The organism is Streptomyces sp. NPDC059989, assembly GCF_042736975.1.
In the GTDB taxonomy this organism is placed as follows: Bacteria; Actinomycetota; Actinomycetes; order Streptomycetales; family Streptomycetaceae; genus Streptomyces.
Window position 1 is genome coordinate 1 of sequence record NZ_JBHWUO010000032.1, and the last position, 12,710, is coordinate 12,710.

14 protein-coding genes are annotated in these 12,710 nt (G+C 71.0%); 10 read left to right on the forward strand and 4 right to left on the reverse strand.

Annotated elements, in window-relative coordinates:
• Positions 1 to 127: 127 nt before the first annotated feature.
• Positions 128 to 1,456, reverse strand: coding sequence for an MDR family MFS transporter (locus ACFWBN_RS26045; RefSeq protein ID WP_385179534.1), 1,329 nt, complete (start codon positions 1,454 to 1,456; stop codon positions 128 to 130).
• 151 nt (positions 1,457 to 1,607) lie between these two features.
• On the opposite strand from ACFWBN_RS26045, the gene ACFWBN_RS26050 reads away from it, so the two are divergent.
• The 4 genes from ACFWBN_RS26050 to ACFWBN_RS26065 all read left to right on the forward strand — a co-directional run bounded on the left by ACFWBN_RS26050 (position 1,608) and on the right by ACFWBN_RS26065 (position 4,503).
• Positions 1,608 to 2,369: a phosphoglyceromutase gene (locus tag ACFWBN_RS26050; RefSeq protein ID WP_356508365.1), complete on the forward strand. Its 762-nt coding sequence runs from the start codon at positions 1,608 to 1,610 to the stop codon at positions 2,367 to 2,369.
• Positions 2,370 to 2,560: 191 nt separating this feature from the next.
• Entirely contained in the window at positions 2,561 to 3,082 is a 522-nt protein-coding gene (locus ACFWBN_RS26055; protein WP_385179536.1) for a hypothetical protein, read from the forward strand.
• A gap of 196 nt (positions 3,083 to 3,278) precedes the next feature.
• Entirely contained in the window at positions 3,279 to 3,797 is a 519-nt protein-coding gene (locus tag ACFWBN_RS26060) for a hypothetical protein (RefSeq protein ID WP_385179538.1), read from the forward strand.
• Positions 3,798 to 3,969: 172 nt separating this feature from the next.
• Positions 3,970 to 4,503, forward strand: a complete 534-nt coding sequence (locus tag ACFWBN_RS26065; protein WP_385179540.1) for a hypothetical protein — start codon at positions 3,970 to 3,972, stop codon at positions 4,501 to 4,503.
• A gap of 87 nt (positions 4,504 to 4,590) precedes the next feature.
• On the opposite strand, the gene ACFWBN_RS26070 is transcribed toward ACFWBN_RS26065, so the two are convergent.
• Together ACFWBN_RS26070 and phoU are read right to left on the reverse strand one after the other, a co-directional pair.
• Complete coding sequence (locus tag ACFWBN_RS26070) at positions 4,591 to 4,740, reverse strand: hypothetical protein (protein ID WP_167344738.1); 150 nt, start codon at positions 4,738 to 4,740, stop codon at positions 4,591 to 4,593.
• Between the two features lie 107 nt (positions 4,741 to 4,847).
• Positions 4,848 to 5,525, reverse strand: coding sequence for a phosphate signaling complex protein PhoU (gene phoU, locus ACFWBN_RS26075; protein ID WP_385179542.1), 678 nt, complete (start codon positions 5,523 to 5,525; stop codon positions 4,848 to 4,850).
• 217 nt (positions 5,526 to 5,742) lie between these two features.
• Between phoU and ACFWBN_RS26080 the strand changes: the two genes are divergently transcribed.
• Together ACFWBN_RS26080 and ACFWBN_RS26085 are read left to right on the forward strand one after the other, a co-directional pair.
• Positions 5,743 to 6,981 (forward strand): sensor histidine kinase, encoded by a 1,239-nt coding sequence (locus ACFWBN_RS26080; RefSeq protein WP_385179544.1) that lies wholly within the window; start codon positions 5,743 to 5,745, stop codon positions 6,979 to 6,981.
• Positions 6,978 to 7,658: a response regulator transcription factor gene (locus ACFWBN_RS26085; protein ID WP_030387286.1), complete on the forward strand. Its 681-nt coding sequence runs from the start codon at positions 6,978 to 6,980 to the stop codon at positions 7,656 to 7,658. The genes ACFWBN_RS26080 and ACFWBN_RS26085 overlap by 4 nt, the downstream gene beginning before the upstream one ends.
• A 205-nt stretch (positions 7,659 to 7,863) precedes the next feature.
• Here ACFWBN_RS26085 and ACFWBN_RS26090 read toward each other — a convergent pair whose 3' ends face one another.
• On the reverse strand, positions 7,864 to 8,541 hold the full coding sequence (locus ACFWBN_RS26090; RefSeq protein WP_385179546.1) for a DUF461 domain-containing protein: 678 nt from the start codon (positions 8,539 to 8,541) through the stop codon (positions 7,864 to 7,866).
• A gap of 589 nt (positions 8,542 to 9,130) precedes the next feature.
• Here ACFWBN_RS26090 and ACFWBN_RS26095 point away from each other — a divergent pair.
• From ACFWBN_RS26095 to cysS, 4 genes are all read left to right on the forward strand, one after another.
• On the forward strand, positions 9,131 to 9,613 hold the full coding sequence (locus tag ACFWBN_RS26095; protein WP_003953493.1) for a CarD family transcriptional regulator: 483 nt from the start codon (positions 9,131 to 9,133) through the stop codon (positions 9,611 to 9,613).
• Between the two features lie 302 nt (positions 9,614 to 9,915).
• Positions 9,916 to 10,662: a 2-C-methyl-D-erythritol 4-phosphate cytidylyltransferase gene (gene ispD, locus ACFWBN_RS26100; RefSeq protein WP_385179548.1), complete on the forward strand. Its 747-nt coding sequence runs from the start codon at positions 9,916 to 9,918 to the stop codon at positions 10,660 to 10,662.
• On the forward strand, positions 10,652 to 11,149 hold the full coding sequence (gene ispF, locus ACFWBN_RS26105; RefSeq protein WP_385179550.1) for a 2-C-methyl-D-erythritol 2,4-cyclodiphosphate synthase: 498 nt from the start codon (positions 10,652 to 10,654) through the stop codon (positions 11,147 to 11,149). Before ispD ends, ispF begins: the two co-directional genes overlap by 11 nt.
• A gap of 94 nt (positions 11,150 to 11,243) precedes the next feature.
• A complete protein-coding gene (cysS, locus tag ACFWBN_RS26110; RefSeq protein ID WP_385179552.1) occupies positions 11,244 to 12,644 on the forward strand; it encodes a cysteine--tRNA ligase in 1,401 nt (466 codons plus the stop codon).
• The last annotated feature ends 66 nt before the right edge of the window (positions 12,645 to 12,710 follow it).

Consider the following 12,710-nt stretch of genomic DNA (forward strand, 5'->3'; position numbering starts at 1 on the left):
GCCCCCCCGGCGCCCCCGGGGCCCCCGCCCCGCGGGGGGCCGCCCCGCCGCTGGGCCCCCCCCCCAGACCCCGCGCCTCAAACGCCGGCGAGGCTGAAGTTGCCGCGCCCCCACCGGGAGTGAAGGGCTAGGCCTCGGCAGCGGCCGGGAGGGGGGTGGGCGCCGGGGTGGCGGCCGGGGCGGTCTCCGGGGCCCGGTCCGCGGCCGGGGCGGCCTTCGGGGCCCGGTCCGGGCCCGGGACCTCGGGCTCGCCCTCCGGGAGGTTCCGCATCAGGAGCCAGTAGCCGACCCCCGCGACCGTGCCCAGGAGGGCAGTCGTGCCCCACAGCCAGCCCGCGCCGAACCGGTCGATCACCGCGCCCGCCAGCAGCGGGGCCACCAAGGAGGCCACCGCCCACGACATCGTGTACATGCCCTGGTAGCGGCCGCGCCCGTGCAGCGGGGAGAGGCGGGCGACCAGGCCCATCTGGGTCGGCGAGTTGATGATCTCGGCCAGGGTCCAGACGCAGACGGTCAGGGCGAGCACCCCGATCGAGCCGCCGAAGGCCGTGAGCCCGAACCCGTACCCGGCCAGCAGCGCCGAGATCACCAGCAGCTTCTGCGGGTCGCGGTGCTCGATGAACCGGGTGACCGGGATCTGGAGCAGCACGATCAGGACCCCGTTCACCGCGATGACCAGGCCGTAGTCGCCGGTGGAGAAGCCCGCCGTGCCCATCGCCAGCGGGAGCCCGAACGACCCCTGCATGAAGATCAGCGAGATCAGGAACGACAGCCCGACCACACCCATGTACCGCCCGTCGCGCAGCACCGTGCCCAGGCTGACCTCCGCCTCGGCGGCCCGCTGCGCCGCGTCGCCCTTCTCGGGCCGGGACTCGGGCAGCTTCATGTACACGAGCACCGCGCAGACCAGCGTCAGCGCGGCCTCGCCCAGGAAGCCGGCCAGGTAGCTGTACTCGGCCACGAACCCGGCGACCGTCGCCGAGATGGCGAAGCCGAGGTTGATCGCCCAGTAGTTGAGCGCGAAGGCCCGGACCCGGTCCTCGGGGCGGACGATGTCCGCCATCATCGCCTGCACCGCGGGCCGCGAGGCGTTGGAGGTCATGCCGACCAGCAGCGCGACCGCCGCGATCGCCGCCGGGTGCTCCATGAAGCCCAGCAGCGCGACGGAGAAGGCGGTCGAGGCCTGCGCGGCCATCAGCGTGGGCCGGCGCCCGAGCCGGTCGGTCATCACCCCGGCGATCAGCGAGGAGATCACTCCGCCGAGCCCGTGGAGGGCGACCACAAGTCCCGCGAAGGAGGCCGAGTAGCCCCGGTCCACCGTCAGGTACAAGGTCATGAATGTGGCGACGAAGGCCCCGAGCCGGTTGACGAGCGTGCTCGTCCACAGCCACCAGAACTCGCGCGGCAGCCCCGACACGCTCTCCCGGGCGGCCCGTCTCAGACTGGCAACGGACATAAGGAATCCCCCCGGGAGCGTAAGTGTCTCTCTGGCTTCCCGCACATTACGAGCGACGGCCTTCCAGCGCCACTGAATTGACGTGCGCCGTCAATCGGCCGGGGTGTACACCGCGCGCGAGCGGTCCGGAGCGTCCATTAGGCTCGTACGCATGGCCGACGCACCGTACAAGCTGATCCTCCTCCGTCACGGCGAGAGCGAGTGGAACGCGAAGAACCTGTTCACCGGCTGGGTGGACGTCAACCTCAACGAGAAGGGCGAGAAGGAGGCGGTCCGCGGCGGTGAGCTGCTCAAGGACGCCGGCCTGCTCCCCGACGTCGTGCACACCTCGCTCCAGAAGCGCGCGATCCGCACCGCGCAGATGGCGCTCGAGGCCGCCGACCGCCACTGGATCCCGGTCCACCGCTCCTGGCGCCTGAACGAGCGCCACTACGGCGCCCTCCAGGGCAAGGACAAGGCCCAGACCCTCGCCGAGTTCGGCGAGGAGCAGTTCATGCTGTGGCGCCGCTCGTACGACACCCCGCCGCCGGCCCTCGAGGACGGTACGGAGTTCTCGCAGTCCGAGGACCCGCGCTACGCGTCGATCCCGCCGGAGCTGCGCCCGCGCACGGAGTGCCTCAAGGACGTCGTCGTCCGCATGCTCCCGTACTGGTACGACTCGATCGTCCCGGACCTCCTCGACGGCCACACCGTCCTGGTCGCCGCGCACGGCAACAGCCTCCGCGCCCTGGTCAAGCACCTGGACGGCATCTCCGACGCCGACATCGCGGGCCTGAACATCCCGACCGGCATCCCGCTCTCCTACGAGCTGGACGCCGACTTCAAGCCGCTCAACCCGGGCGGCACCTACCTCGACCCGGACGCCGCCGCGGCCGCCATCGAGGCCGTCAAGAACCAGGGCAAGAAGAAGTAACACCCCTGTACGAAGCAGCCCCCTACCTGCGGTTTCCCCGCCGGGTAGGGGGCTTTTTCCTGTCGGGGGCCCCGTCAAGTCACGTGTTTCCGTGGCCTGACGGGGAGGTCGTCTTCCCGCGTACTTGAGGGCCAGACAGACACAGGTCCGGCGGTGTCCGCCGTCGGGCCGCACACCTTCAAGGAGCAGTCATGACCCACGACCTTCACACCCCGGCCCCCTCCCGGTCCAAGCGGCGCGCCCTGCGCGTAGGGATGGCCCTCACCTCGGCCGCCTTCATCTCCGGGGCCATCGCGTTGCCGGCGTCCGCGGCGGCCACGACTCCCCACCATTCCCGGGTCACGAGCAGCAGCGCCGACGACCCCAACCGCCAGCCCGGGAGCAACCTGTGCAAGTCGGGCTACGTCTGGCGCGACAGCTACGAGGGCGACGGCCTGTGCGTCACGCCGGCGGAGCGCGACAAGGCGCATGCCGAGAACCCGAATCGCCAGCCGGGCAGCAACCACTGCAAGCCGGGCTACGTCTGGCGTGACGGTTTCGAGGGCGACGGCGTGTGTGTCACGACGGCGGAACGCGATGAGGCGCAAGCCGTGAACCCGCATCGCCTGCCGGGCAGCAACCACTGCAAGCCGGGCTACGTCTGGCGTGACATGTGGGATGGCGACGGCTACTGCGTCACGCCGGAGGAGCGGCAGTCCTGGAAGACACCGTGAACCCCGACCGCCGGCCGGGCCGCAACCAGTGCAAGCCGGGCTGAGCCCGGCGGGACGGCCTCGACGGCGACGCCCCTGTCAAGCCACGTCTTTCAGTGGCATGACGGGGGCGTCGCCCTCCTCCGTACTGGAGGTGTCAGACAGGCACAGGTCCGGCGGTGTCCGCCGTCGGGCCGCACACCTTCAAGGAGCAGTCATGACCCACGACCTTCACACCCCGGCCCCCTCCCGGTCCAAGCGGCGCGTCCTGCGCGTCGGGATGGCCCTCACCTCGGCGGCCTTCATCTCCGGGGCCATCGCGTTGCCGGCGTCCGCGGCGACCGCGAGTCCCCACCATTCCGCGGTCACGGGCTTCGGCTCCAAGGACCCCCATCGCCAGCGCGGCGGCGGGGTCTACGGGCTGCTGACGTGCAAGCCGGGCTACGTCTGGCGTGACAGCTACGAGGGGGACAGCCTGTGCGTCACGCCGGGAGAGCACGACAGGGTCAAGGCCCAGAACCCCAACCGCCAGCCCGGCGGCGGCGCCTATGGGCCGCTCACGTGCATGCCGGGCTATGTCTGGCGCGACAGCTTCGACGGCGACGGCCTGTGCGTCACGCCGGAAGAGCGCGCTGCGGCCAAGTACAAGAGCCAGAGCCAGGGCAAGAGCAACGGCAACAGCCAGGGCCGTCTGATCGACAACGGCCCTCACCTCAAGGGCATACCGGGGCTGTGATCCTTGCCCGAAGTGGCCCCCTACCTGCGGTTCCCCTGCCGGTAGGGGGCTTTGTCGTGCTGCGTCAAGTCACGTCTTCCGGTGGCATGACGGGGATGCCGCCGTCACGCCTACTGGTGACAGGAAATCGGCGGCCCCTTCCGTCGGCCGCACACCCAGAAGGAGAGCACTCATGTCCTACGACGTTCACGCCCGGTCCAAGCGGCGGATCCTGCGCCTCGGGATGGCCCTCACCTCGGCCGCGTTCGTCTCCGGAGCCGTCGCGCTCCCGGCCTCCGCGGCGACCGGGCCCCCGCCCCGGTCCCCGGTCGCGAGCGTCCGCGCCGACGATTCCAACCACGAGCCCGGGAGCAACACGTGCAAGCCGGGCTACGTCTGGCGTGACAGTTTCGAGGGCGACGACGCGTGCGTTTCGGTGGCGGAGCGTGATCTGGAGGCAGAACTGAACCCCAACCGCGCGCCCGGGACCAACCGGTGCAAGCCGGGCTTCGTCTGGCGTGACTCCTTCGAGGGGGATGCTCTGTGCGTCTACCCCGATCAGCGTGAAGCCGAGGGTCGCCAGGGCCCCAACCGCCAGCCCGGCGGCGGTGCCTGGGGGCCGCTCACGTGCAAGCCGGGTTACGTCTGGCGGGACAGCTACGTCGGCGACGCCCTGTGCGTCATACCGGAAGAGCGCGATCTGCTCAAGAGTTGGAAGAAGAAGTAGACCGCGGGAACGCGAAGGCCCCGGTCCGGGATGGGATGTCCCGGGCCGGGGCCCTTGCGCGCGTGCGTCGAGCCGGTGCGGGCGGGGTCAGCCGCCGCACTGGCAGGGGGCGCCGGACTGGCAGCCGCAGCCGCAGCCCGAGCCGCAGCCGCAGGCTGCGAGCAGCGGGAGGCGGAGGGGCTCCGGCCTCGGCGGCTGCTCCTGCTCCGGGGTGATGGGGACGGGGGAATCGGGCATGGTTCCTCCTCGCAGGCGGCGTACAGGGAGTCGTACTTGCCTTCGCCTCATTCATGCCCAGTGGCACCGGCGCGTCAACGGCGCATTGGGGCTCGGACCCGCAGGGGTCAGACGCCCTCGACCTGGGTCGGCTGCTGGAGCTCGTCCGCGTGCTCGCCCGTCACCAGGTAGACCACGCGCTTGGCGACCGACACCGCGTGGTCCGCGAAGCGCTCGTAGTAGCGGCCCAGCAGCGTCACGTCGACCGCCGTCTCGATGCCGTGCTTCCAGCGGTCGTCCATCAGGTGCTGGAACAGCGTGCGGTGCAGCTGGTCCATCTCGTCGTCGTCCTGCTCCAGCTGGAGCGCCAGGTCGACGTCCTTGGTGATGATGACCTCGGCGGCCTTCGCCATCAGGCGCTGCGCCAGCTGCCCCATCTCCAGGATCGTGGCGTGCAGGTCCCGCGGGACCGCCGTGTCCGGGAAGCGCAGCCGGGCGAGCTTCGCCACGTGCTGGGCCAGGTCGCCGCTGCGCTCCAGGTCGGCGCTCATGCGCAGCGAGGTGACCACGATGCGCAGGTCGGTGGCGACCGGCTGCTGGCGGGCCAGCAGGGCGATGGCGCGGGCCTCCAGGTCGTGCTGGAGGTCGTCGACCTTCTGGTCGGCGGCGATGACGCTCTCGGCGAGCTTCAGGTCGGCGTCGAGCATGGACGTGGTGGCCCGCCCGATCGCGGAACCGACGAGCCGGGCCATCTCGACCAGGCCTTCTCCGATCGAGTCCAGTTCCTCGTGGTACGCGTCGCGCATGTCTCGTGTCCCTCTCTCGACCTACTACTGCGGTACTGCCCGGGGGCGGGCCGGGGCGGCCATCGGCCCCACGTTGACACGGTGAGCCGCAAACGCGTCCGACTTCGACACCACAAGTGAATCAACCCCGTCGCCAGAGTGAACTCTGGGCGACGACTGTTCGAGGTGCCACCCGAACGGCTGTGGAAGTGTCGTCGGGCCTGCTTAACCTGGATGCATGGACGTGAACGCGGCGGTCGCCGCAGCTGCAGCGATTGCCGGTCTTTGCACCGGTGTAATCGCCATGCTGGCGTTCCGCTGGAGCGAGCGCGACCAAGCCCGCCCCACCCGGAGCTCCATGCGCCCCGACATCAATGCGGTGCTCCCGCCCGGCGTGGACACCGTCCTCTCCGTGCTCCGCTCCTCCGCGGTGGTGCTGGACGAAGGCGACGCGGTCGTCAAGGCCAGCTCCGCCGCCTACGCCCTCGGGCTCGTCCGCGGCGGCAAGCTCGCCGTGGAGCCCATGCTCCACATGGCCCGCGACACCCGCCGCGACGGGGAGATACGCCAGGTCGAGCTGGACCTGCCCCGGCGCGGCACGGGCCGCGGCGAGGCCCTCGCCGTCTCGGCGCGCGTGGCCCCGCTCGGCTCCCGCCTGGTGCTCCTCCTGGTCGAGGACCTCACCGAGGCCCGCCGCATCGAGGCCGTACGCCGCGACTTCGTGGCCAACGTGTCCCACGAGCTGAAGACCCCGGTCGGCGCGATCTCCCTGCTGTCCGAGGCCGTCATGGACGCCTCGGACGACCCCGAGGCGGTCAGCCGCTTCGCGGGCCGCATGCAGATCGAGTCCACCCGGCTCATCAACCTCGTGCAGGAGCTCATCGACCTCTCCCGGGTCCAGAACGACGACCCGCTGGAGGACGCCGAGCCCGTCCGCGTGGACACGCTGGTCGCGGAGGCCATAGACCGCTGCCGCCACACGGCGTCCTCCAAGCAGATCACCATGGCCGCGGGCGGCACCGCCGACCTGCGGGTATGGGGCAATCGCGGGCAGCTCGCCGCAGCCCTCGGAAATCTGGTCGAGAACGCCGTCAACTACAGCCCCGCCCGCACCCGCGTCGGCATAGCCGGGCGCAGGGTGGCGGCACCTGGGGGAGACTTGATCGAGATCGCCGTGACCGACCAGGGCATCGGCATCCCGGAAAAGGACCGCGAGCGCATCTTCGAGCGCTTCTACCGCGTGGACCCGGCCCGCTCCCGCGCCACGGGAGGCACCGGCCTGGGCCTTGCGATCGTGAAGCACGTGGCGGCCTCGCACGGCGGGGAGGTATCGGTATGGAGCTCCGAGGGTCAGGGCTCCACATTCACCCTGCGCCTCCCCGAAGCAGCCGCGCCGGCTCCGGCGACGGCCCCCGCACCCGCCGTAACCCAACCTGAAACTGCACCAGCCATTCCTGCCCCGGAGGTCCTTCCGTGACCCGAGTGCTCGTCGTCGAGGATGAGGAATCATTCAGCGACGCCCTGTCCTACATGCTCCGCAAGGAGGGCTTCGAAGTCGCCATCGCCGCGACGGGGCCCGACGGACTGGACGAGTTCGAGCGCAACGGCGCCGACCTCGTCCTCCTCGACCTGATGCTCCCCGGCCTGCCCGGCACGGAGGTCTGCCGGCAGCTGCGCGGCCGCTCCAACGTCCCCGTGATCATGGTGACCGCCAAGGACAGCGAGATCGACAAGGTCGTCGGGCTGGAGATAGGAGCCGATGACTACGTCACCAAGCCCTTCTCCTCGCGGGAGCTGGTCGCCCGCATCCGCGCGGTCCTGCGCCGCCGCGGCGAGCCGGAGGAGGTCACCCCGGCCGCCCTGGAGGCGGGCCCCGTACGGATGGACGTCGACCGCCACGTGGTCACCGTCGCCGGAGGGAAGGTGGACCTCCCGCTGAAGGAGTTCGACCTGCTGGAGATGCTGCTGCGCAACGCGGGCCGCGTGCTGACCCGTATGCAGCTCATCGACCGGGTCTGGGGCGCCGACTACGTCGGCGACACCAAGACCCTCGACGTCCACGTCAAGCGCCTGCGCGCCAAGATCGAGCCCGACCCGGGTGCGCCGCGCTACCTGGTCACGGTCCGGGGCCTCGGCTACAAGTTCGAGCCGTAGGCCTGCGGCCCGCCTGCGGTCCCACGGCCGGTCGGAGGCCGGCGCAGCGTCCCGAAGCCGGTGAGGCCCCCCGGGGCCTCGCCGTGCGAGGGGCGCACGCGGGAGGGGCCCGAGCCGTAAACCGCGATCGCTTCGCAGGTTCGTCGAAACGGGAAGGGCCCCGGCCGCTGGTGCGGCCGGGGCCCTTCCCGTTTGCGTACGTGCGTCAGTGGCCCGCGGCGTGCGAGGCGCTGCCCGACGGGCTTCCGGACGGGGTGCCCGAGGCCGCGCCGGTGGCGGCGCCCGACGGGGTGCCGGAGGGGGAGCCGGACGGGCTGCCCGACGGGGTCGCCGCGGGGCTGCCGGAGGCGGTGGCGCCGGCGGCCGGGGCCGCGGTCGGGCCGTAGCCCGCGTACATGCCGGTGGCCGGGACCACGAAGGCCTGCAGCGCGACGTCGCCCGTGCTGCTCAGCTGGAAGACGACGTCCTGCACGTCGCCGTCCTTGGCGGCCTCGGCGCCGCCCTCGACCACGGCGGAGGCGTTGCCCTTGCCGCCCAGCACGACGGAGCCGCCGGCCGGCACGGTGATCTTGCCCGCGCCCTCGGCCGCCTTCAGGGTGACCTTGGCCTTGCCGCCACCGAGGGTGATGCCGTCGAGGGTCTGCGCCTTGGTGCCGGAGTTGAAGACGGTCGCCGAGACGGCGGCCGGGCCCTTCTTCTCCTTGCCGCCCTGGGTGATCACCAGCGCGTTCTGGATCTTGATCTCGCCCTTGGTGACGGCGGCGTTGTCCGGCTTGATCTGGAGGGTCTGCGCGTCGTTGCCCGCACCGCATGCGGCCAGCGAGGCGATCGAGAACACGACGGCAGTGGCGGCGAGGGCGCCGCGTCGAAGGCTGCGGCTCACGGCGGCGGCAACTCCTTGGACGTACGGAACGGGCGGGGGGCACTCGGAACGGCCGAGGTAAAGCCGCTCTAAGGGTGTGTCAGCGCGCTTAGGTTACCGAGCCGCCGCCCTGCCCCCGCACCCGACCCTCCGCAGCGCGGCGGCCGCCCTCGGGGCCATCCCGCGATCTTGCATTCCGCGCGCCGTTCGCCGCGCCGATCATGCGGCGCTCGCATTCCGTCCGCCGCGCCTCCGGTGATCAATTTCCGGATTCCCCCGAACGCCGCTCCGTGATCAATTCCCGATTGGGCCGGAACCTGATCCGTACGGACGCCCGCCAGTCGAACGGAGTAGTTCGGTTTCCCGGCGCCGAACCCGGCAAAACGGGACGTACGTCACACTGTCGGGGGTGCCGGGCAGGTGTAGCGTGGCCCTTTCGCCTGGTCCGTACAGCGCCCCCGACCTGCGAATACCCCCTTCCGCAAGGCCTTCGCAGCACGTTCCCGTTGCTGTTGTCAAGCCCTGAGATGTGCTCTGACCTGCGAAAACGCCATTCATAACAGTCAGTTCTCGTGTTACCCTGGATAGCCACGGAAGGGGTACCTGTCACATGACGTTCAAGGTTGGCGACACCGTGGTCTATCCCCATCACGGGGCCGCGCTGATCGAGGCCATTGAGACTCGTCAGATCAAAGGCGTGGACAAGACCTACTTGGTGCTCAAGGTCGCTCAGGGCGACCTGACGGTTCGTGTGCCTGCGGACAATGCGGAGTTCGTCGGTGTTCGCGACGTAGTCGGCCAGGACGGGCTGGACCGGGTCTTCGAGGTGCTTCGTGCACCGTATGCCGAAGAGCCGACGAACTGGTCCCGGCGCTACAAGGCAAATCTGGAGAAGCTCGCTTCTGGCGATGTCATCAAGGTCGCCGAAGTGGTGCGTGACCTGTGGCGTCGTGAGCGTGAGCGCGGGCTTTCCGCGGGCGAGAAGCGCATGCTCGCGAAGGCGCGTCAGATCCTGGTGAGCGAGCTCGCGCTCGCCGAGAACACGAACGAGGACAAGGCCGAGGCCCTCCTCGACGAGGTGCTCGCGTCCTGACGCGAGTCTCCGTTCGGTTCGCGGGGTCCGGGGCGAAGCCCCGGAAAGGCACCGTACCGAAGTTCAGCAAAACAGTGTGTACACAGTTGTGCCGCGGTGCCCGATGACAAGGTCTCTCCTCCACGAGAGGCCTGTTGCCGGGCGCTGCGGCATGTCTGTTTTCCTCCATGCATCCCACTGGCGTGCCGGGTCCGGGCAGCCTGCTCGACCGGTCGTCACGGAAGGGGCGAGGGCGTCGCACCCGGCACCCTTCAGGCCATACCCATGTCGGCCGAAGTCACAAACCTGGCTCGGAGCTACTGATGTCTGACGAAACGCGCCCCCACCGGACCGCCGCGGTGATCCCGGCCGCCGGCCGCGGGGTACGCCTCGGCCCCGGCGCCCCCAAGGCCCTGCGGGCCATCGGCGGCACCCCCATGCTCATCCACGCCGTCCGCGCGATGGCCCGCTCCCGCGCGGTCTCCCTCGTGGTGGTCGTCGCGCCCTCCGACGGAGCCGCCGAGGTGCGCCTGCTCCTGAACGAGCACGCGCTGCCCGACCGCACCGAGATCCTGGTCGTCCCCGGCGGGGAGACCCGCCAGGAGTCCGTACGCGCCGGGCTGCAGGCCCTCCCCGCGGACGTCACCTCCGTACTCATCCACGACGCGGCCCGCCCCCTCGTCCCCGTGGACACCGTGGACTCCGTCGTCGAGGCCGTCCGCCGCGGCGCGCCCGCCGTGGTGCCCGCCCTGCCGCTGGCCGACACCGTCAAGGAGGTCGAGCCCGGCAGGCCCGGCGAGCCCGAGCCGGTCGTCGCCACCCCCGAGCGGGCCCGGCTGCGCGCCGTCCAGACCCCCCAGGGCTTCGACCTCGACACCCTCCTGCGCGCCCACGCGGAGATCGCCGTGGCCGGCGAGGGCGCCACCGACGACGCCGGCATGGTGGAGCGGCTCGGCGTCACCGTCGTGGTCGTCCCCGGCCACGAAGAGGCCTTCAAGGTCACCCGCCCCCTCGACCTGGTCCTCGCCGAGGCCGTACTTGCCCGCAGGAGGGCCACCGATGTCTACTAGCCGACCCGTGATCCCGCTCGTCGGCATCGGCACCGATGTGCACGCCTTCGAGACCGGCCGCGAGCTGTGGTGCGCCGGGCTGCTGTGGGAGGGGGAGGACGGCCTCGCCGGTCACTCGGACGGGGACGTCGCCGCGCACGCCGCCTGTGACGCGCTCTTCTCCGCCGCCGGCGTCGGCGACCTCGGCGCGCACTTCGGCACCTCCCGCCCCGAGTGGTCCGGCGCCGCCGGTGTCACCCTCCTGGCGGAGGCCGCCCGTATCGTCCGCGCCGAGGGCTTCGAGATCGGCAACATCGCCATCCAGGTGATCGGCGTACGCCCGAAGATCGGCAAGCGGCGCGAAGAGGCGCAGAAGGCGCTCGCCGCCGCCGCGGGCGCCCCCGTCTCCGTCTCCGGCACCACCACCGACGGCCTGGGCCTCACCGGCCGCGCCGAAGGGCTCGCCGCCATCGCCACGGCCCTCGTCTACCGGACGAATCCCGCGTAGGGAGACGTACGGAGACACTTCTTCCGCAACAAACAGTGCCCCGGGTCCCCAAAGGGTCGCGGGGCACTGCTACGGGCGCACTACCCTGGATGCCGTGACTATTCGCCTGTACGACACCAGCGCCCGGCAGATCCGCGACTTCACCCCGCTCACCGCGGGCTGTGTCTCGATCTACCTCTGTGGCGCCACGGTGCAGGCCGCCCCGCACATCGGGCACATCCGGTCGGGCCTCAACTTCGACATGATGCGCCGCTGGTTCGAGTACCGGGGCTACGAGGTCACCTTCATCCGCAACGTCACGGACATCGACGACAAGATCATCGCGAAGTCCGCCGAGCAGCGCCGCCCCTGGTGGTCCATCGGCTACGAGAACGAGCGCGCCTTCAACGACGGCTACAGCGCGCTCGGCTGCCTCCCGCCCACCTACGAGCCCCGCGCCACCGGCCACGTCACCGAGATGGTCGAGATGATGCGCGGGCTCATCGAGCGCGGCCACGCCTACGAGTCCGAGGGCAACGTCTACTTCGACGTGAAGTCGTACCCCGGCTACCTCGCGCTGTCCCGCCAGGAGCTCGACAACATCCGCCAGCCGGAGTCCACCGGCGAGACCGGCAAGCGCGACGCCCGCGACTTCGCCATGTGGAAGTCCGTCAAGCCCGGCGAGCCCTCCTGGGAGACCCCGTGGGGCCGCGGCCGTCCCGGCTGGCACCTGGAGTGCTCCGCGATGGCGCACAAGTACCTCGGCGAGGCCTTCGACATCCACGGCGGCGGGCTCGACCTGATCTTCCCGCACCACGAGAACGAGATCGCCCAGGCCAAGGCCTTCGGCGACGAGTTCGCGAACTACTGGGTCCACAACGCCTGGGTCACCATGTCCGGCGAGAAGATGTCGAAGTCCCTCGGGAACTCGGTCCTCGTCTCCGAGATGGTCAAGCAGTGGCGCCCGATCGTCCTGCGCTACTACCTCGGCACCCCGCACTACCGGTCGATGATCGAGTACAGCGAGGAGGCCCTGCGCGAGGCGGAGTCCGCCTTCGCCCGTATCGAGGGCTTCTACCAGCGCGTCATCGAGAAGGCCGGCGGGCCGGTCGAGCCCGCCGCCGAGGTGCCGCCGGCCTTCGCCGAGGCCATGGACGACGACCTCGGGGTCCCGCAGGCGCTCGCCATCGTCCACACCACCGTCCGCCAGGGCAACAGCGCGCTCGCCGCCGACGACAAGGACGCGGCCATCGCGCGCCTCTCCGAGGTGCGGGCCATGCTCGCCGTCCTCGGCCTGGACCCGCTCGACCCCCACTGGGCCGGCGAAGCGGACCGCGGCGAGGACCTCCACGGCGCCGTGGACACCCTCGTCCGCCTCGTCCTGGACCAGCGCGAGTCCGCCCGGGCCCGCAAGGACTGGGCGACCGCCGACGCCATCCGCGACCAGCTCCAGCAGTCCGGGCTGGTCATCGAGGACAGCCCGACCGGACCGCGCTGGACGCTCGGCCCCCGCTGAGCCCGGGCAGCTGAGCTTGGTGTGCTCCCCGGCGCTCCGGGCCGCACACTCTTCATACGTACATAT